Origin of the sequence: Actinospica acidithermotolerans (assembly GCF_018139625.1) — a bacterium.
Lineage (GTDB): Bacteria > Actinomycetota > Actinomycetes > Streptomycetales > Catenulisporaceae > Actinospica > Actinospica acidithermotolerans.
Genome location: NZ_JAGSOH010000007.1, coordinates 32296 through 50960 on the forward strand (window position 1 = coordinate 32296; position 18665 = coordinate 50960).

16 protein-coding genes and 1 pseudogene are annotated in these 18665 nt (G+C 73.8%); 11 read left to right on the forward strand and 6 right to left on the reverse strand.

The annotated features are described in order from the left end of the window. From KDK95_RS35530 to KDK95_RS04685, 4 genes are read left to right on the forward strand one after another with little or no spacing between them, the layout of a single operon-like run. Complete coding sequence (locus KDK95_RS35530) at positions 1-417, forward strand: ATP-binding protein (RefSeq protein ID WP_212516745.1); 417 nt, start codon at positions 1-3, stop codon at positions 415-417. After that, complete coding sequence (locus KDK95_RS04675; protein ID WP_212516746.1) at positions 405-1493, forward strand: ATP-binding SpoIIE family protein phosphatase; 1089 nt, start codon at positions 405-407, stop codon at positions 1491-1493. The genes KDK95_RS35530 and KDK95_RS04675 overlap by 13 nt, the downstream gene beginning before the upstream one ends. Next, positions 1490-3241: an ATP-binding response regulator gene (locus tag KDK95_RS04680; protein ID WP_212516747.1), complete on the forward strand. Its 1752-nt coding sequence runs from the start codon at positions 1490-1492 to the stop codon at positions 3239-3241. The genes KDK95_RS04675 and KDK95_RS04680 overlap by 4 nt, the downstream gene beginning before the upstream one ends. Beyond that, complete coding sequence (locus KDK95_RS04685; protein WP_212516748.1) at positions 3238-4893, forward strand: fused response regulator/phosphatase; 1656 nt, start codon at positions 3238-3240, stop codon at positions 4891-4893. Before KDK95_RS04680 ends, KDK95_RS04685 begins: the two co-directional genes overlap by 4 nt. Positions 4894-4984: 91 nt before the next feature. On the opposite strand, the gene KDK95_RS04690 is transcribed toward KDK95_RS04685, so the two are convergent. After that, positions 4985-5473, reverse strand: coding sequence for an ATP-binding protein (locus KDK95_RS04690; RefSeq protein ID WP_212516749.1), 489 nt, complete (start codon positions 5471-5473; stop codon positions 4985-4987). 155 nt (positions 5474-5628) lie between these two features. Between KDK95_RS04690 and KDK95_RS38105 the strand changes: the two are divergent. Both KDK95_RS38105 and KDK95_RS04700 read left to right on the forward strand, forming a co-directional pair. After that, positions 5629-6609: pseudogene (locus KDK95_RS38105) on the forward strand (NAD(P)-dependent oxidoreductase); the annotation flags it as partial. Between the two features lie 61 nt (positions 6610-6670). Then, positions 6671-6994 carry a DMT family transporter gene (locus KDK95_RS04700; RefSeq protein ID WP_212516751.1) on the forward strand — a complete coding sequence of 108 codons (324 nt, stop codon included), beginning with the start codon at positions 6671-6673 and terminating at the stop codon, positions 6992-6994. 27 nt (positions 6995-7021) lie between these two features. Here KDK95_RS04700 and KDK95_RS04705 read toward each other — a convergent pair whose 3' ends face one another. Then, entirely contained in the window at positions 7022-7450 is a 429-nt protein-coding gene (locus tag KDK95_RS04705) for a hypothetical protein (RefSeq protein WP_212516752.1), read from the reverse strand. A gap of 231 nt (positions 7451-7681) precedes the next feature. Here KDK95_RS04705 and KDK95_RS04710 point away from each other — a divergent pair, with 231 nt between their 5' ends. Beyond that, the gene (locus tag KDK95_RS04710; RefSeq protein WP_212516753.1) at positions 7682-10381 is read left to right on the forward strand and encodes a cation-translocating P-type ATPase; all 2700 of its coding nucleotides are present in this window, start codon (positions 7682-7684) and stop codon (positions 10379-10381) included. Positions 10382-10423: 42 nt separating this feature from the next. Here the strand turns inward: KDK95_RS04710 and KDK95_RS04715 are convergent, their stop codons facing one another. The 4 genes from KDK95_RS04715 to KDK95_RS04725 all read right to left on the reverse strand — a co-directional run bounded on the left by KDK95_RS04715 (position 10424) and on the right by KDK95_RS04725 (position 15341). Continuing rightward, positions 10424-12148 (reverse strand): SulP family inorganic anion transporter, encoded by a 1725-nt coding sequence (locus tag KDK95_RS04715; RefSeq protein ID WP_212516754.1) that lies wholly within the window; start codon positions 12146-12148, stop codon positions 10424-10426. Positions 12149-12376: 228 nt separating this feature from the next. Further along, positions 12377-14314, reverse strand: coding sequence for an ATP-dependent zinc metalloprotease FtsH (gene ftsH, locus KDK95_RS04720; protein WP_212516755.1), 1938 nt, complete (start codon positions 14312-14314; stop codon positions 12377-12379). 38 nt (positions 14315-14352) lie between these two features. Further along, positions 14353-14487: a hypothetical protein gene (locus KDK95_RS36725; protein ID WP_282971233.1), complete on the reverse strand. Its 135-nt coding sequence runs from the start codon at positions 14485-14487 to the stop codon at positions 14353-14355. Between the two features lie 116 nt (positions 14488-14603). Then, positions 14604-15341 carry a GAF domain-containing protein gene (locus KDK95_RS04725; protein WP_212516756.1) on the reverse strand — a complete coding sequence of 246 codons (738 nt, stop codon included), beginning with the start codon at positions 15339-15341 and terminating at the stop codon, positions 14604-14606. Positions 15342-15527: 186 nt separating this feature from the next. Here KDK95_RS04725 and KDK95_RS04730 point away from each other — a divergent pair, with 186 nt between their 5' ends. From KDK95_RS04730 to KDK95_RS04745, 4 genes are read left to right on the forward strand one after another with little or no spacing between them, the layout of a single operon-like run. Next, positions 15528-16001, forward strand: a complete 474-nt coding sequence (locus tag KDK95_RS04730; RefSeq protein ID WP_212516757.1) for a hypothetical protein — start codon at positions 15528-15530, stop codon at positions 15999-16001. Then, a complete protein-coding gene (locus KDK95_RS04735; RefSeq protein ID WP_212516758.1) occupies positions 15998-16942 on the forward strand; it encodes a V-type ATPase subunit in 945 nt (314 codons plus the stop codon). The genes KDK95_RS04730 and KDK95_RS04735 overlap by 4 nt, the downstream gene beginning before the upstream one ends. Further along, positions 16929-18248 (forward strand): V-type ATPase 116kDa subunit family protein, encoded by a 1320-nt coding sequence (locus KDK95_RS04740; protein ID WP_212516759.1) that lies wholly within the window; start codon positions 16929-16931, stop codon positions 18246-18248. Before KDK95_RS04735 ends, KDK95_RS04740 begins: the two co-directional genes overlap by 14 nt. After that, a complete protein-coding gene (locus KDK95_RS04745) occupies positions 18245-18664 on the forward strand; it encodes an ATP synthase subunit C (RefSeq protein WP_212516760.1) in 420 nt (139 codons plus the stop codon). The genes KDK95_RS04740 and KDK95_RS04745 overlap by 4 nt, the downstream gene beginning before the upstream one ends. The last annotated feature ends 1 nt before the right edge of the window (position 18665 follow it).

An 18665-nucleotide genomic window follows, 5' to 3' on the forward strand; every position in this document is an offset into this window, starting at 1 on the left:
GTGGCGGAGCCGGATGTCGGCGAGGTCCGCGTCCAGACCATCGCAACGTCCGACGACGTGGTGCGGGCCCGGCAGCTGGCGCGCAACCTCGCCGTGGAGTGCCGGCTGTCGCTGGTGGACCAGACGAAGCTCGTGACCGCGGCGAGCGAGCTGGCCCGCAACACGCTCGTCTACGGCGGCGGCGGTTCGCTCAGCGGCGCGCTCGTCCAGGACGCCCGACGCCGCGGGGTGCGGCTGACCTTCACCGACCAGGGGCCCGGCATCCCGGACGTGGACCTCGCGCTGAGCGACGGCTGGTCGTCCGGCAGCGGGATGGGGCTGGGCCTGAGCGGCGCCCGCAGGCTCGCCGACGACTTCGACCTGCGCACGACCGTGGGAGCGGGGACCACGGTGACGGTGATCAAATGGACGCACTGACCGGCACCCTGCCGGCCGATCCGCGCGAGGGCGTCTGGCTCCGCCAGGAGGTCTCCCTCGCCGCCCGGGCCCGCCGCACGGCAGCGGCGCTCGGCAAGCGGATCGGGCTGGAGCCCGAGCGCGTCGCGGAGATCGAACTCGCCGTCACCGAGACCGCCGTGAACCTCAACCGGCACGCCGCCGACGGCGCCGTGCTGCTGCGTCTGGCGGACGACGGCGGCCGCGCCGCCGTGGAACTGATCGCCGTCGACAACGGGCCGGGCATGGCGGACGTCGCCGGCGCGCGGCGGGACGGGTACTCCTCGGCCGGGACGCTGGGCATCGGCCTCGGCGTGGTCGAGCGCATGGCGGACTCCTTCGACGTGCATTCGCTGATGGGTCGCGGAACCGTCCTGGTCGCGCGGTTCCGCGCGCGCGGGAAGCACGGCCCGGCCCCCTATCCGGAGCCCGCCGTGGCCGGATTGACCCGGCCGATGAGCGGCGAGGCCGTCTGCGGGGACGGCTGGGCTCTGCGCGAGATCGCCGCGGCCGCGGCGGACGGCCCCGCGCCTGAAGGACAGCTGCCGCTGCTGGTCCTGATGTGCGACGGCCTGGGCCACGGCCCGCTGGCCGCGCGGGCGAGCGAGCAGGCCAAGATCGCCTTCCACGGCGCCGGGTCCGCCGAGCCCGTCCGGATCGTGAGCGAGCTTCACCGCGCGATGGCGGGCACCCGCGGCGGCGCCCTGGCCGTCGCGCGGATCGCCCCGGACGGCGAGGGCGTGTCGTTCTGCGGCGTGGGGAACATCAGCGCCTTCATCGTCGCCGACGGCCGTCGCAGCTCGCTGCTGTCCTCGCCGGGGATCGTGGGCCACCATCTGCCGCGGCTGCGCGGTTTCGAGGCCGAGCTGCCCGCCGGGGCGAGCCTCGTCCTGCACTCCGACGGGCTGAGCGAACGCTGGGACCAGTCCGCGCTCGCCGGGCTGTTCGGCCGTTCGAGCACGGTCATCGCGGCGCAGCTGCTGCGCGAGGCCGGGGTGCGCCGCGACGACGCGAGCGTGGTCGTCGTCAAGGGCGGCCGCCGCGGGGTCGGGCCGTGACCGGCGCGGTCCAGCTGCTGGCGACCGGCATCTCGGCGGAACAGGACGTCTTCGCGCTGCGGCGCGACGGCCGTGCGGTGGCCGAGATCGTCGGGCTCGACCCGCAGGACCAGATCCGGCTGGCCACCGCGCTCAGCGAGTTCGGCCGCGACCGGATCGGCTGCGCGGACGCGACGTGCCGGTTCTCGCTGCGCGCGGAGCCGGCCGCGATACTCGAGGTGGCCCTGCGCTGGTCCGGCGGCCCCGCGCCGGCCGCGGAGACGCTGCTCTCCATGCGCCGGCTGGTGCGCGAGCTCGACCAGGAGATCGGCTGCCGCCGCGGCCGGATCATCCTGCGGTACCCCGTCGCGGTGCCGCTCGAGGATTTCGCCGCGGCGGCCGAGCGAGTCACGGAGGCACTGAGCATGGGCGTCGCCGCCAGCCGCGAGGAGGACCTTCGCGCGCAGACCCGGGATCTGATCGTCGCGCTCGAGGAAGCCCGTGCGCACGGCGAGGAGCTGAAGCTGCTCAACGAGGAGCTCGAGCAGACGAACTCGGGCGTCATGGCTCTGTACGCGGAGCTCTCCTCCGAGCTGGAGCAGACGAACATCGGCGTCGTCGCGCTGCACGCGGAGCTCGAGGACAAGACCCGCCGGCTGCGCGAGGCGAGCGAGGCGAAGACCCGGTTCTGGGCCAACGTCAGCCATGAGCTGCGCGGGCCGCTCAATTCGGTGATCGGCCTGAGCCGGCTGCTGGCCGACGCCCCGCCCGAGGAGCTCGGGGAGGCGCAACGGCAGCAGGTCGAGCTGATCGCGTCCTCCGGGGCGACGCTGCGCACCCTGGTGGACGAACTGCTGGACGTCGCCAAGGCGGAGGCGGGCCAGCTGATCCCGCAGCCCGCGCCGGTCGACCTCGGCCTGCTGCTGGCGGAGCTCGAGGCCGTCATGCGCCCCGCGGTCCCGAACCCGGGCGTCGCGCTGGTCTTCCCCGAGCCGGCCGGCCTGCCGGCGCTGGTGACGGACGAGACGATGCTGACCCGAATCCTGCGGAACCTCGTCGGTAACAGCCTCAAGTTCACCGAGTCAGGCCACGTGCGGATCGAGGTGGCGGTCTCCGGATCGGATCGCGACCGGATCGAGATCGGCGTCGAGGACACCGGGATCGGGATTCCGGAGCAGGAGCAGGCGAGAATCTTCGAGGAGTTCTATCAGGTACGCGGACCGCACCAGCGGGGCAAGGCCGGCACCGGCCTCGGCCTGCCCTACGCCCGCCGGCTCGCCGAACTGCTCGGCGGCTCCCTCACGCTCGAAAGCGCGCCGGGCCGCGGCACGCGGATGACCGTCTCGCTGCCCGCCCCGGCCGCCGGGGCCGCGGCCGACACGCCGGCCACCGTGCCGTGCCTGGTCTGCGCGGACGACGATCCCGCGTTCGCGGCCGTGTTCCGCCCGACACTGACCCGGCTCGCCGAGCGCGTGATCGAGCTCCGGGACGGCGCGGACCTGCTCGCCACCGTCCGGCGCGAGGGCGCGGACGCGGTCGTCGTCGACCTGGACATGCCGATCGTGGACGGGTACGAGGCGGTGCGCCTGCTCGCCGAATCGGAGGACCTGGCCGCCGTACCGGTCGTGGTCGTCACGGGCTTCGCCCTGGCCGACGTGGACATGGCCCGCCTCGGGCATGCCCGCGCCGTGCTCGCGAAGGAATCCGTCGACGCGAGCCGCCTTGCCCGGGCACTCGGCCTGGCGCCCCTCGACGAGGGGGCCTCGTGACCGGCCGGGCGGCCGCCGAGGCCGAGAGCGGCCTCGTGCTGATCGTGGACGACAACGCGGCCAACCGCTATCTGCTGTCCCAATGGCTGCGCCGCGCCGGACACGAGGTCGTCGAAGCGGTCGACGGAGCCGACGCCCTCGACAAGCTGAGCCGGCTGAACGCCGTGCCCGAGGTCGCCCTGCTCGACATCGTGCTGCCCGACATGACAGGCTTCGAACTGTGCCGGCGCCTCAAGGCCGCGCCGCGGACGGACGAGATTCCCGTCATCCACATCTCGGCCACCGCCGTCTCCGTCGCCGATCGCACCCAGGGCCTGGACGGCGGCGCGGACGCCTACCTGACCGAGCCGGTGGATCGCGACGAGCTGCTGGCCACCATCACGGCGGTGCTCCGCTACACCCGGGCCCGGCGCAGAGTGCAGCGGCTCGCCGACCGCCTCCTCCTGCTGAACCGGGCCACGCTCGATCTCTATCGCGCGACCGACTTCGAGCGCTTCGCCCGGGCGGCCGTCGACGGCACCCGGGCGGTGCTCGGGGCGCAGTCCGCCAGCGTGTACCTGAGCCTGGCCGGGCGGCCGGTGCGGACCTACCAGCTGCACGAGAACGCGCCGGTGGTCTCCGAACCGCTGTCGACCGAAGTGCTGGAGAGGATCGCCCGCACGGTGCTCGGCGCGGGCTCCGGCGCGCGGATCGCCTTCATCCCCCAGCGGGAGTGGCGGACCTTGGTCTCAGGGCCCGTGCTCCGCGGCGACGTGCTGGTCGCCGCGGTCAGGGCGCGTGCCGAGCGACCGCCGGTGTGCGTCGCGATCGCCGCCGACCAGGCGCCGCCGAACGACGACAAGACCCTGCTCATCCAGATCGCTCAGGCCTGCGCCCTCGCCCTGGAATCGCTGCGCAACTACGCCGAGGAACACGCCCTGGCTCTGGAACTGCAGCGCTCCTTCCTGCCGAGCCGGCTCGCCGCGTCCGAGGGCATCCGGCTGGCGGTGCGCTACGTGCCCGCCAGCACCCAGGCCGAGATCGGCGGGGACTTCTACGAGGCCATCGAGACCCGCCGCGGGCTGCTGCTGGCGATCGGCGACGTCGTCGGGCACTCGCTGCAGGCGGCGATCCTGATGGGCGAGGTCCGCCACGCGCTGCGGGCCTACGCGATCGAAGGGCACGCCCCCGAGGTCATCCTCGACCTGCTCGACAACGTCCTGGCGCACGGGCGATCGGAACTGACCACCGTGACGCTGTGCCTGGTCCTGGTCGAATCCGGGCGACGCCGCCTGCGGATCGCCAACGCGGGCCATATCCCGCCGCTTCTCGCCTCCCGCGCCGGGACGCGGTTCGTCGCCGAGCACGGCCGGCTGCTCGGCCTCGGCGGCGGCCGGTTCGAGGCGACCGTCGTGGATCTGCCCGAGCCGACCCGCCTGGTGCTGTGCACCGACGGGCTGGTCGAGGTGCGCCACGTCTCGATCACCAAGAACCTCGCCGCGTACGAGGAGGCAGTGCGCGGCGGCCCGGAGGACCTCGAAGCCCTCTGCGACGCGGTGCTCGCGGAGTTCGGCCGCGGCAAGGACGACGACATCGCGCTGCTCGCGGCCGACCTGATTCCGGAACCGCCGCGCGACGAGCGGTCCCCGTCGGGCCGGTCCTCGCCGGATTAGTCCGCGTCGGTCAGCCGGGATCAGGCCAGTCGGGCCAGTCGGGCAATCAGACCAGTCAGGCCAGTCGGGCCGCTCCGGTCGGGAAGGCCGGTCAGTGCTGGACGCCGCGCAGCGGTTCGGTGAAGATCAGGGTGCCCGCGCCGTCGCGCACCTGCCAGTGCGGCTCCTCGACGAGCGCGCAGAGCATGGTCCAACCCACGTCGTCCGGCGTCGGCGGACGACTCGGAGCCGGGCCGTCGACGGTGATCCTCAGCCAGCCCTCGAGGCGGTCGAACGCCACGGCGAGGCGCCGCCGCCCCGCCCCGGCCGGCTCGCCGCCGACGAACAGCGCGCACGCCTCGTTCACCGCGAGCCTGAGATCGGTCACCCGGCCGATCGGCAGCCCGAGCAGGCCAGTCACGTGCATCGTGGCCATCCGCGCGAGCGGGAGGTAGTCCTTCTCGGCCGTGAACTCGACGCTCGCGAGCCGGGTGACGCCGTCCGGCGTCCCCGGGAGGTACCGCCCGGCGGCCAGGTTGCGTGCGCGGATCGTTGCCCCGGTCGGCGCATGCGAAACCGGGGTGAGATTCAACCCCCTCATGTCCATTCTGCAGCTCCCGTTCCTCGGCATCGGTATCGTCTCAACGAGGTAACCCGAAGCCGAAGGCGCAAACCCCGGTCAGTAAATATGACCCCTGATTTTCGAATTCGCCGCGCAGGCCACAGTGTTCTGTCTGGCATGCCGACGAGGAGAATGCGCGTATGACGGTAGGAGTCGTGGGAGTCGGCCGCATCGGTGCGCTGCTCGTCGACCGCCTGGTCCGAGCCGGGCACGAGGTGGTCGCGACGGATGTGCGCCCGGAGCGGCGCCATGTGGTGCAGGAGGCCGGTGCCCGCTGGGCCGAGGACGCGGCCGAGGTCGCCGCCGCCGGTGACCTGGTGCTGACGGCGCTGCCGGGAAGCCCCGAACTGCGCGAACTCGTCCTCGGCGCCGGCCGAATGATCACGCACATGCGCGGCACAGCCATCTGGACCGACCTCACCAGCGCGTCCGTCGAACTGGGCCATGAGTGCGCGCGCCACGCGCGGGAGCAGGGCGTGGGCTATCTCGATGCGCCGATCGGTGGCGGCGTCGGCGCCATGAGCGAGGGCACTGTGACCCTCTACGTCGGCGGGCGGCAAGAAACACTCGAAACAGCCGCGCCGGTTCTGCGCTCCTTCGCCGCGACGATTCACCATGTCGGGGAGAACGGGGCCGGGTACCTGACCAAGCTGCTGATCAACCTACTGTGGTTCAGCCAAGCGGCCGTCACGACCGAGGCGCTGCTGCTGGCCCAGCACCACGGAATCTCCCCCGCGGTCATGCAGACCGTGCTCCGAGACAGCGCGGGCGACAGCGCGTTCGCCGCCCGGCATCTGCCCGCCCTCCTGCGCGGCGACTACCTCCGCGACTTCGGCCTCGAACGCTGCGTCGAGGAGCTGGACTCGATCGACCGCACCGCCGACCTCGCCGGCCTCCCCCATCCGCTGACGTCCGTGACCGCGGCGCTGCACCGCGCCGCGCTCGACCACTTCGGGCCGGTGGACGGAGAGCTCATGGGGCCGGCGTGGCTGGAGGAGCAGGCGGGCACCCGACTCGCCGACTCCTCCCGCGCCCGCCGGGCGACGCCCCGGCGGGACCAAGGTCCCGAATCCGCGGACGTCCGGCCCCTGCCGCGCCCGCACGGCGGCGGTTAGAGAGGAAGCAGGAGCGGGTGCCGGCTCGCGCGCCCGCGGACCGGCCGAGGAGGGCGCGACGATGGCATGGCTGCTGATCGTGATCGCAGGGATCTTCGAAACGGGGTTCGCCGTGCTGCTGAAGCAGAGCGAGACCTTCACCAAGCCGTGGCCCACCGTGGGCTTCGCCGTCTGCGCGCTGATCAGCTTCGGCCTGCTGACCTGGGCACTGCGCGGTTTGGAGGTCGGTCCGGCCTACGCGGCATGGACCGGTCTTGGCACCGCCGGGACCGCCGTCGTCGGGATGGCGGCGCTCGGCGAGTCGGCGTCCGTCCTCAAGCTCGCCTCCCTCGGCCTGGTCGTGGCCGGGGTGATCGGATTGAACCTCTCCGGGGTCACCGCCTGACGGTCAGTGCCGCGGGCGCAGGCACAGTCAGTGCCGCGGGCGCAGGCGGCCGAGTATCCCGAGCACGTCGGCGTCGAGCGCGGACGGGCGCGACGGGCTCACCGCGTGCCTGGCCGTGGCCGAAACCCACAGCCCCATCGTCGTGCCGAACAGCACCGCGAGCGCCGTCCCATCTCCCCCGACCAGCGCGAAGAACCCGCTGACCAGCGCGGTGAGGCCGAGGACGCCGGCGAGCACGCCGTAGAGCCGCATTCCGCGCGCGCGTCCGGTCGAGAACACCTCGCCCACTCTGCCGAGCACGCATCCGCCGCCGAGTCCGAGGACGAGCATCGTCGCGGCGACGCCGCGCGTGCTCGACAGCAGCTCATCCTCTGTCCCGGAAAGGTAGGCCGCGTATGCCGCGACGATCGCCGCCATGAACGGCAGGGCGACCACATCCCGCCAGGTCAGCCTCATGATCACACCTCCCGACGCCGCCTTCGCCGTCGCGCCCGGATCACGCCCGGGTCGTGGCGTGCCCTCCTACACCGTCAGCCTCCAGCCGAGACCACGGACGCAGTAGGGCCGAACGTCCAGGCGATGCGTCACCGATCGGGCGGCGGTCGTGCCAGGCTCCCGCCGAAGGGCCCCGATCCGCCGGGCCCCCTGGCCCCTGCGCAACCCGCGCGGCGCGGAGATGCTGGCCTCATGTCCGCGATCGACCAGACGACGCAGGCCGCTTCGGCGCGCCATGCGGCCGGGCTGTCCTCGCCGGAGGCGGCGCGGCGCCTGGCGCTCAACGGTCCCAACGCTCTTCCGCCGCGTCGGCGGGTCCGGCTGTGGCAGCGGGTCCTGATGCAGCTGCGCGACCCGCTGGTGGCCGTCCTGCTGGTCGCGGCGGCGTTGACGATCGGCACCGGGGACTGGACGGATGCTGGCGTCATCCTGCTGGTGATCGTGGTGAACACGAGCGTGGGCGTGGCGCAGGAGGTCAAGGCGGACCAGTCCATCGCAGCGCTGGACGCGCTGACCGCCCCGCACGCCCGCGTCGTGCGCGACGGGCTTCAGCAGGAGATCGCATCGGCCGACGTGGTGCGGGGAGACCTGCTCGCCTTGGGCGAGGGCGAGATCGTGCCCGCCGACGCCGTCCTCGTGCAGGCGGCGGCACTGCTGGTCGACGAGTCCGCGCTCACCGGGGAGTCGGTGCCCGTGGACAAGGGCGCCGACACCGGTCAGGGAGCGGACCCGGCCGTTTCGAAGCTGTCTGCGGGCACCGTCGTTGTGCGCGGGCGCGGACTGGCGACGGTGACCGCGACCGGAGCCGACAGCGCCATGGGCCGGATCGCCGCCCTGATGGGCTCCGGACCCACGCTCACCCCGCTGCAGCGCCGCCTGGTCGGAGTCGGACGCGCGCTCGCGATCGCCGCGGTGGCCTTGTGCGCGGTCGTGCTCGCGCTCGGCCTCGCGCGCGGGCAGGCGGTGGAGTTGATGATCGTCACCGCGATCAGCCTGGTCGTCGCCGCGGTCCCGGAATCCCTGCCCGCCGTGGTGACCCTCGCGCTCGCGCTCGGCGCACGGCGGATGGCCGCCCGCAACGCCCTGGTACGGCGGCTGCCCGCGGTCGAGACCCTCGGCTCGGTGACCGTGCTGGCCACCGACAAGACGGGCACCATCACCGAAGGCGCAATGCTCGCCCGGGCCCTGTGGACGCCGGGCCGCGGCGCCGCGCGGATCGAGGGCACGGGCTACGAGCCGAGCGGCCGGATCCTGCGCGCCGGTCCGCCACGCGAGGCCGCGCCCGGCGCGGATACGGACGCGAGCGCGGACGCGGCTGCGGCTACGGCTACGGCTACGGCTACGGCTACGAACGCGGATACATACGCGGACGCCGTCGCGCTGCTCAGCGCGGCCGCGCTCTGCAACGACGCGGCGCTGCGCGCACCGACGGATCGAAACCCCGCCTGGACCGCCGTCGGAGACCCCATCGAGGCGGCGCTGCTGGCGGCGGCCGGCAAGCTCGGCCTGGACTCCGCGGACCTCGCCGCCGCCTACCCCCGCGTGGCCGAGAGCCCCTTCGACAGCGAACGGCGCCGGATGACCACGGTGCACAGGCGGCCGGGCGGTCTCCGGGTGGTGTGCAAGGGAGCCCCCGAGGCTCTGCTGAAGTCAGGCGTACTGGCCGAGTCGCCTTCGGTGATCGCCGAAGCGTCGCGCCGCGCCGAGGACTTCGCGCGCGACGGCCTGCGGGTGCTCGCCGTCGCGCAGGCCGAGTTCTCCGGCGGCATCCCGCGGGACGCGGCAGGGCTCGAACACGACCTGCGCCTCCTCGGCCTGGTCGCGGTCCTCGACCCGCCGCGCGCATCGGCCGCCGCCACCATCGCCGCATGCCGCGCCGCGGGAATAGCGCCCATACTGATCACCGGCGATCATCCCGCCACCGCATGCGCCATCGCCCGCGACGTGGGCATCCTCCGATCGGGCGAAGACGGCGTGATCGACTGCCGGCGCCTCGGCGGGCTGAGCGCGGACGAGGTACGCGCGGCACGGGTGTTCGCCCGTGCCCTGCCCGCCCAGAAACTCGCCGTCATCGAAGCCCACCGCGCGGCCGGGGACGTGGTCGCGATGACCGGCGACGGGGTCAACGACGCTCCGGCCCTGCGCCGCGCCGACATCGGCGTCGCGATGGGCGACCGCGGCACCGAAGTCGCCCGCCAGGCCGCCGACCTCGTGCTCGCCGACGACGAACTCGCCACCGTCGTCCACGCCGCCGAAGAAGGGCGCCGCGTCTACGCCAACATCCGCCGCTTCCTGCTCTACGCCCTCGCCGGGGGCAGCGCCGAGATCATCGTCATGCTGCTCGGTCCGCTGCTCGGCCTCCCGCTCTTCCTGCTGCCCTCCCAGATCCTCTGGATCAACCTGCTGACCCACGGCCTGCCCGGCGTGGCCCTCGGCAGCGAGCCGGTCGACCCCGGCACGATGCGCCGCCCGCCGCGGCCGCCCGCCGAAAGCGTCCTCGGCGCCGGACTGTGGCAGCGCATCCTGTGCGTCGGCACCGTCATCAGCGCCGTGACGCTGGGCGTCGCGGTCTGGGGGCACGCCGACGGACGGCCGTGGCAGTCCATGGCGTTCTTCGCCCTCGGTGCCACCCAACTGGCTGTGGGCCTCGCCTCGCGCGCACGCCCCGGCACCCGCGCCAACCCGCTACTGCCCGCCGCCATCGCCGGGGCCCTCGCCCTGCAGCTCGCCGGCCTCTACCTCGCCCCGCTGCGCCACCTGCTCGGCACCCAGCCGCTCACCGGGCTGGAACTGCTGGTCGTCAGCGTGCTTTCCGCGCTCGGCTACCCCGCTCTCAAGATCGTCCAGCGCATCGGCGCCGGAAGACGGCACGCCGATCACCACGCCACGTGAGCTGGGCGGCCAGCGGGAGTGCGCGCCGCCGTCGCCGATGGGCTACTCCCCCGTGCCATATCCCCGTCCGTGGGCGCGGCGCCAGGCTTCGTAGGCGTCCACGGCGCTGGGCAGGGTCGGGAACATCAGGTCCCGGCCGACGGATTCGGTCAGGCCGTACGCGTCGAGTTGGGTGCGCAGGTCCTGCTTGACGCGGGCGAGGGCGAAGACGGTGCCGCGCCGCGTCAGCTCCTTGCGGAGCGCCTCGACGGCGTCGAGCGCGGTGATGTCGACCTCCACGTTGGCCTCGACGTTGAGGACGAACCAGCGCACGGGGGAATCCTGCCTAGACGCCGCGCCGAGTGCTCGGCGCTTGAAGTCCTGCGCGTTGGCGAAGAACAGCGGCGAGTCGTAGCGGTAGACCAGGAGCCCGGGAACGGTGCGTGCCTGCGGGTAGTCGTCGATGTCGTGCATGCCGGCCAGGCCAGGGACGAAGCCGAGGATCGCGTCGTGCGGCCGGGCGACCCGGCTCAGCAGTTCGGCGACCGAGAGGCCCACCGCGATCAGGACCCCGTAGAGGATGTCGAGGGCCAGCACGCCGATGAGGCACGCCAAGGCGAGCAGCAGTTCCCGGACCCTGAAGGACGCGAGGCGGCGCAGTCCGGCGATATCGATCAGGCGGGCGGCGGCGACCACCACGAGCGCCCCCAACAGGGCCGACGGGGTGTTCGCGAGGAGCGAGTGGCCGAACAGCAGCACGGCCACGACCGCCGCGCCCGCGGTCAGCGAGTACACCTGGCTGCGCGCGCCCGCCGAGGAGGCGATCGTGGTGCGGCTCGCGCTGCTGCTGACCGGGAAGCCGTGCAGCATCCCGGCTCCGAGGTTCACCGCGCCCAGCGCAAGCAGTTCCTGGTTGGGCTTCAGCCGCTCGGCCCCGCCCGGGCGCTCGAAGGCGCGGGCGGTGAGGATGACGTCCGTGTACCCGACGAGCAGCAGGCCCAGCGCCGGCAGCAGCAGGCGCTGGAGGCCGGCGAGGTCCGGGAGCGACGGCCTGGGCAGTCCGGCCGGGATCTCGCCGATGACCGCCACACCGTGCGACTTCAGGTCGAACGCCGCGACGGCGGCCGTGGACAGGATGACCGCGAGCAGCGGGCCGGGTGCGCTCGGAACGAAGCGGGCCATGAGGACGAGGAAGAGGATCGTGATCGCCCCGACGGCGACCGTGGGGAGGTTCACCTCGTCGGCATGGCTCGCGAAGGACCTCAGCTGGGCGGCGAACCCGGCGCCCGTCGACGGGACTCCGGTGAGCTTCGGCAACTGGTCCACCATCATGATCAGGGCCACTCCGGCCAGGTAGCCGATCAGGACCGGACGCGAGAGCAGATCCGCCAGGAAGCCGAGCCGTGCCAGCCAGGCCGCGAGGCACAGCAGCCCCACCACGATCGCGAGTGCGGCGGCGAGGTCGGCGTAGCGTCCGGCGTCTCCGCCGGCGAGCGGGCCGATCACCGTGGCGGTCATCAGCGCCGTCGTCGACTCCGGGCCCATCGAGAGCAGGCGCGATGAGCCGAGGAGGGCGTACCCGCCGAGCGCCGGGAGGATCGCCCACAGCCCGGCGACCGGCGGCAGGCCGGCGACCGTCGCGTAGGCCATCACCTGCGGCACCAGGTACGCGGTCACGGTCACCCCCGCCAGGAGGTCTGCGCGCAGCCAGGCTCGCCGATACCCGGCCGCCAGCGCGGGCTCGGGCACGGCGGGAAGCGCCCGCCGCCACCATCGCTCGGCCCTCATGGAACGCCCTCGGCACTCACCGCCGCCTCCGTTCCGGAAAGCAACCGGGTACAGCTGCGTGAATGGCTGTACAGGGCACCATTCTGGCCGTGCCCCACGCGCCCCGCCCGCCGATTCGACGGGCGCGTCGCGCTCAGCCTTCCCGAACGACCGGTGGTCCGGTTCGGGACACCTGCGCGCCGGGCGCGGGCCTCGCGGCCGCGGTGCCGCGCTGAGCGGCCGGGATCCTTACGCGATGAGCGGAGATGAGACGTCGCGGGGCTGCGGCTCCTCGGCGAGCACCTCGCGCACCACGCTTCCGTCGAGTGTCTCCCGGGCCAGCAGCAGGTCGGCGAGGATGTCGAGGGCCGCGCGGTGCTCGCGCAGCAGCTCGAGAGCGCGCTGCTCGGCGCGCCGCAGCAGCCGGGCGACCTCCTCGTCCACGGCCCGCTGGGTGGCCTCGGAGTACGGCCGGGAGAGCGGGCCGTCGTCCTGCGCGCCGAGGAACTCCATGGACTGCGATCCGTAGCCGACCGGGCCGAGCTCCGGGGAGAGCCCGAACTCGCGGACCATCCGCACGGCGATCTGGGTCGCGCCGGCCAGGTCGTTCGCGGCGCCGCTCGATCCCTCGCCGAAGACGACCAGTTCCGCGGCGCGGCCGCCGAGCCGGACGGCGAGCAGGTCGCCGAGGTACGCCTCGCTGTAGAGGTGCCGCTCGGCCTCGGGCAGCTGCTCGGTGGCGCCCAGCGCCATGCCGGACGGCAGGATCGTGACCTTCGCCACGGGGTCGGCGTGCTCGCACAGCGCCGCCACGAGCGCGTGCCCCGATTCGTGGACCGCCACGGAGCGGCGCTCCTCGGGCAGTAGCGCGTTGGAGGTCTCCCGGCGGCCCAGGAGCACGCGGTCGCGCGCCGCGTCGAGGTCGTCGCGCTCGATGATCGCGCGGTTGTCGCGCACGGCGTTGATCGCCGCCTCGTTGATCAGCGTCGCGAGGTCGGCGCCGGAGAAGCCGGGCGTGCCGCGGGCGACGACGCCGAGGTCGACGTCGGGCGCGATCCGCTTGCCCTTCGCGTGCACGGCGATGATCGCCGCGCGCTCGGCCTGGTTCGGCAGCGGCACCACGACCTCGCGGTCGAAGCGGCCGGCCCGCAGCAGGGCCGGGTCGAGGGCGTCGGGGCGGTTCGTGGCGGCGAGGACCACGATCCCGCTGCTCTGGTCGAAGCCGTCCATCTCGGCCAGCAGCTGGTTCAGCGTCTGCTCGCGCTCGTCGTTGCCGCCGAGGCGGCCGCCGCTGCCGCGCCGGCCGCCGACCGCGTCGATCTCGTCGATGAAGATGATCGAGGGGGCGCGCTTGCGGGCCTCGTTGAACAGGTCGCGCACTCGGGAGGCGCCGACGCCGACGAACATCTCGACGAACCCCGAGCCGGTCACGGACAGGAACGGCACGTCGGCCTCGCCCGCGACGGCGCGCGCGATCAGCGTCTTGCCGGTTCCCGGCGGCCCGACCATGATCACCCCGCGCGGGCCCTGCGCCCCGGCGGCCGCGTAGCGCTCGGGCCGGCGCAGGAAGTCCACGATCTCGCTGACCTCGCGCTTGACGCCCTCGTACCCGGCGACGTCCGCGAACCCGGTCTCGGGCCGCTCCGCCTCGATGATCTTCGCGCGGGAGCGGCCCACGGTGCTCAGCCCGGTGCCGCCGGCCCGGCGCGCGGCCCGGCCGAGCCAGAGGAAGAGCCCGACCATGAGCGCGAACGGCAGCAGGAACACCAGCCAGACCGCGGCGGTGCCGCCTCCGCTGCTCGCCTGGGTACCGGTGATCTGCACTCCGTCGGCGCGCAGTTCCTGCTCCAGCGATCCGGCGCCGAGGGCGGTGGGGATCTGGCTGGTGAAGGCGCTGCCGTTCGCGAGCGTTCCGGTGATGGCGCCGCCGCTGTCGATCGTGACGGCCTTGACCTGCCTGGCCTCGACCTTCGTCAGGAACACGCTGTACGGGTACGAGGTCGATTTCGCGCCGCTCGATGTCAGGCCGATCAGCAGCCCCAGCGCCAGGATCGTCGCGATCGGGATCAGCCACACGGGCCACGAGGGGCCGCTCGGCGAGGCAGGCGGCTTCGGCGCCTCGTGCGGCGGGCCGGGCTTGGCGGTTCCCGTCAGGTGCCGAAGCGGCAACGCGGTGCGGGAGATCACGGCCGTCCTCTCCTCCGGTACGGGCCTGCGGTCCGGTGTCAGTAGGGCAGCACGCGGCCGGACGGGGTGCGCAGGTCCAGCGGCTCGATGTCGCGCGGACGGCGCTTGCGGACGACCTGGACGCGGCGGCGGGCAGACCCGTTCGGGTCGCGGCGGACGGGCTCTGTCTGCATCGTGATCGCCTCCAGGTTCCGGCTACGTACCTGCAAGGCTGCCGCCGCGGGGGCGCTCCGGGCACGGCCGTGCGGCCCGCAACGCGCGGGTCCATGGTCCCGAAACGGACCCGCGGCTACCCGCGTGCCGCGGTGAGCGCCGTGGTCTGGATCTCGCGGACGGCCTGTTCGAGTTCGTCCGCGGCCTCCTCCAGCCGCTCGCGCCAGACGGTGTCCGAGGCGGCGGCGCCCGTCAGCAGGAGGCTGGCGGCGAAGATCCGGTTGACGGCGTCCTGCGCCGCCCGGGCGATCGCCTCGTCGGAGCGCGCCACCCCCGGGTCCCAGGTGCGCGCGACGAGCTCGCCGGCGAGCCGGCCGTAGACGCGCAGCGGACGCAGGGCATGCTCCTCGACGCGGCCCGGGCGGCGCAGGTGGGTGGAGACCATGCCGACGAGCGCGCCGCTGCGGGCGGTCAACGGCGTGGAGACCACGGCCCGGAAGCCGAAGGCGGCCGCGACCGCGCGGTGCGGAGCGAAGTCCGCGTCCAGTTCGACGTCGGCGATCACGGTCTGCGCGCGCACCCTGGCGGCGCGACCGCACGCCGAATCGTCGTCGACCACCAGGGCGAAGTGCTCCAGGAACTCGGGCCCGAACCCGTCCTGCGCCGCGATCCACAAACCCCCGGAGACCGGATCGACCAACTGCACGTTGCCCAGGTCCGCGCCGGCCAGGTCGCGTGCACCGTCGAGGATCTGCCGAAGCACGTCCTCGAGGCCGCCGGCGGCGCGCCCGCTCTCCGGATAGTGCTTGGCCGGGGCGGGCGCGGCGGGGCCCCCGCCCGTCGCGAACGCCCTGTGCTCGCGGATGACCTCCATCGCAACCACCTCGGCATTCCGGCGCATTCTCCCGCGTTCTCCTGGATTCTCCCGGATTAACCCCGGAGATGTACGCCTTTTTCCAAGACTAATCCCGGCCCGGGCCGCCGGGAAGCGGTTCGGCCGTGCCGCCGGGGGACCTTCGGCCCTAGAGCGCCGCGACGCCCGCGGCCGACGATGGGTGCGATGGCCGAGGACGGCGAGGAGGTCACGGTGGCCGTGTTCCTGCACGCGGTGCTCGCGCGGTTCCGGCCGGTGGCGGTGCCTGGAGCGCCGACCGGCGCGGTGCCCGCGGACCGCGCGGCACAGCGCGCGGCCGAGCTCGAACCAGTCTTCGCCTCCCTGGACGGCGCGGTCGCGGAGGCGGCCGCGGTGCGCGCGCGGGCCGAGGCGCGGGCGGCGGCGATCCGCGCCGACGGGCTGCGCGAGGCCGAAGCCGTCATCCGGGCGGCCCGGGAACGTCAGGCCGCTGAGAGCGAGCAGGCCGTCCGGCGCGCTCGGCGCGATGCCGGCGAGTACTGCGATGCGCTTCTCGCCCGTTCGCGGCAACGAGCCGCGTCGATACGCGAACAGGCCGAACCGCACGTGAACGCGTTCGCCGACGAGGTCGTGGACCGTGTCGTACGGGGGCTGACTCAGAACTCGGAGCCGCCGCGATGAGCGCGGGGTGGGTCGCCGCGACGGTCCGGGCCAGAGCACTGCTCGAGCGCAGGATCGGATCCGCCGCGACCGGGAACCTGGCCGCGGCCCCGACGTTCCACGCGGCGACCGTCACTCTCGCCGGCACGGCCTACCGCCGCTTCCTGCCGGAGGAACCGAACGCGGCGCAGGCGGAGAGAGCGGTGGACGAGGCCGTTCTGTGGAATCTCCGGGTACTGGCCGGCTGGCTTCCGCGCTCCGGCGCCGCGGCCGTGGGCGTGCTGGTGGCCGACTACGAGATCCGCAACATCGCCGACAGGCTGCGTGCCCTGGCGGGGGCGCCCGTCCCAGCGCCCTACCGGCTCGGCTCGCTTTCCACCGCGTGGCGGGAAGCGGCCGCGGCCGATTCGGTCGGCGGGCTCCGGCGCGCGCTCGGCGCCTCGGCTTGGGGCGATCCCGGGGTGGACGACGCCGCCGAGCTGGTCTGCGACCTTCGGCTCAGGGCGGCGCAACGCCTCGCCGACCTGCACGAGGCCTGCCGCCCCTTGGGGGTGGCCGCCTGCGCTCTCGGCTACGCCCGGCAGCGATTCCTGATCGGCCGCCGACTCGCCCCGAAGTCCCGCAAGCGGGCCCGCACGCTCCTCGGCGAGCGCGCGGCCGGCGCCGAGAGCTGGCAGGAGTTCGCCGCGCACGTGCCGAAGGCGACCGCCGGATGGGTCTTGGAAGGGATCGAAGAACCCCGGCAGCTGTGGCGCGCCGAGGAGCGGTGGTGGTCGCGCGCGGAGCAGGACGCCGGGGCACTGGCCCGCGCGTCCCGGTTCGACCTGGCCTGTCCGCTGGGGTGCGCGCTGCTGCTCCTCGTGGACGCCCGGGCGGTGCGCGGTGCCGTGAACCGCGCCGCGCGCGGCGCCGACGGGGGCGGCGGGCAGCAGCCGACGGGAGACGACCATGGCGCCTCGTGAACCGTCGTCGCGCCGGGGCGGGTCGTTGCGGCCGGTCCGGATGCAGCGGGTCGCACTCGTCGCAGGGCTCGATGACCTCGACCGGGTGCTGGTGTGCGCCGGAGCGGCGGGATGCGTCGAGATCGAATCCGAGGACGCCGCGCCGGGAGCCGCCGAGGCGGCCGGCCCGGCGGACCCGCTCGAACGCTTCGAGCGATCGGCGGCCCGCGAGCGGGGCACCGCGGCGCTCGTCGGCTGGTGTCCCGTCGAGGACGTCCCGAGGCTGGGCGAGCGCCTCGGCGAATTCGGCGGTTCGCTCGTGCCGCTCCCCCGCCCGCGCGGGGTCGACCCGCCCACGCTGCTGCGCGAGACGACCCGGACGCGGCGCGCGTTCTCCCCGCTCGTACGCGGGTACACGACCGTGCCGTACCCCGACCTGGACCCCACGGTCTTCGCCGGATGCGCCTACGTCCTCATGTTCGGCCTCATGTTCGGGGACGTGGGGCACGGACTCGTGCTCATCGCGGGCGCGCTCGCCCTGCGCACCGGGCGCATCAAGGCCCTGAGCAGAATCAGGCACCTGTGGCCGTTCGTCGCGAGCGCGGGCGCCGCCTCGGCGGCCGCGGGCCTGCTGTACGGAGAGTTCTTCGGCCCGACCGGGGTCGTTCCGGCACTGTGGCTCAGGCCGTTGGACCAGCCCCTGCGGCTGCTGGCCTACGCCGTGGTCCTCGGCGCGGTGCTCCTCGCCGCGTCATACGCCCTCGGCTGCGTCAATCGCTGGCACGAGGCGGGACCGGGCTCCGCACTCTACGCGGCCTCGGGGATAGCGGGCGCGACGGCCTTTCTGGGGCTGGCGGTGCTCGCGATCGGCGTATGGCGGCATTCGGGTGCCGTGCAGATCGCCGGCGCCGCGCTGGCCGTCGCCGGGCTCGCCGCCGTCGGAGCGGGTCTCGCCGCGACTTCGCCGCCCGGCCCGGCCGGCGGATTCCAGGTCGGGCTCGGGCTCGTCGACACCGTGACCGGGATGGCCTCGAACGCCATCTCCTTCTCCCGGCTCGCGGCCTTCGGCCTCACGCACGCCGCTCTCGGGTCGATCATCTGGCAGGGCACGACGGGCCTGGCGCACCACGGCGCGTTCGCCCTCGTCGGCGCGGTGCTGCTGTTCGCCGTCGGCAACGCCGTGGCGTTCGCGCTCGAAGGCCTCGTGGTCGGTGTCCAGGCGATGCGGCTCGAGTACTACGAGATGTTCTCGCGGATCTTCGCGTCCTCGGGACGCCCCTTCCAGCCGTTCCGCCTCTCCCCCCTCGCATCGGAGGTGACTCCATGACCGCCTGGCTGATCGCGGTGCCGGCGCTCGTTTTCGGCGCGGCCCTCGCGGCTTTCCTCAGCAGGCGCGCTCGCCACGGCGCCCGGCGCGGCGCGTTCATCGTGGCGAGCGTCCTGGTGGTTCCCGTCGTCGCTGTGCTGCTGGCCGTCCTCGGCGCGAGCGCCGCCCACGCGAACACCCTCGCCGCCGCATCGGCTTCCGGAAGCGGTTCGAGCGCGCTCATCGGCGCCGGTATCGCGATCACCGGATCCTGCATCGGCTCGGGAATCGCCGTGGCCTACACGGGAGCGGCCGCGCTCGCCCTGCTGAGCGAGCGTCCCGAGATGTTCGGCCGCGCGATGGTGATCGTGGGACTGGCCGAGGGCATCGCGATCTACGGTCTCGTCGTCGCGGTGATCCTGATCGGGAAGGCGTAGC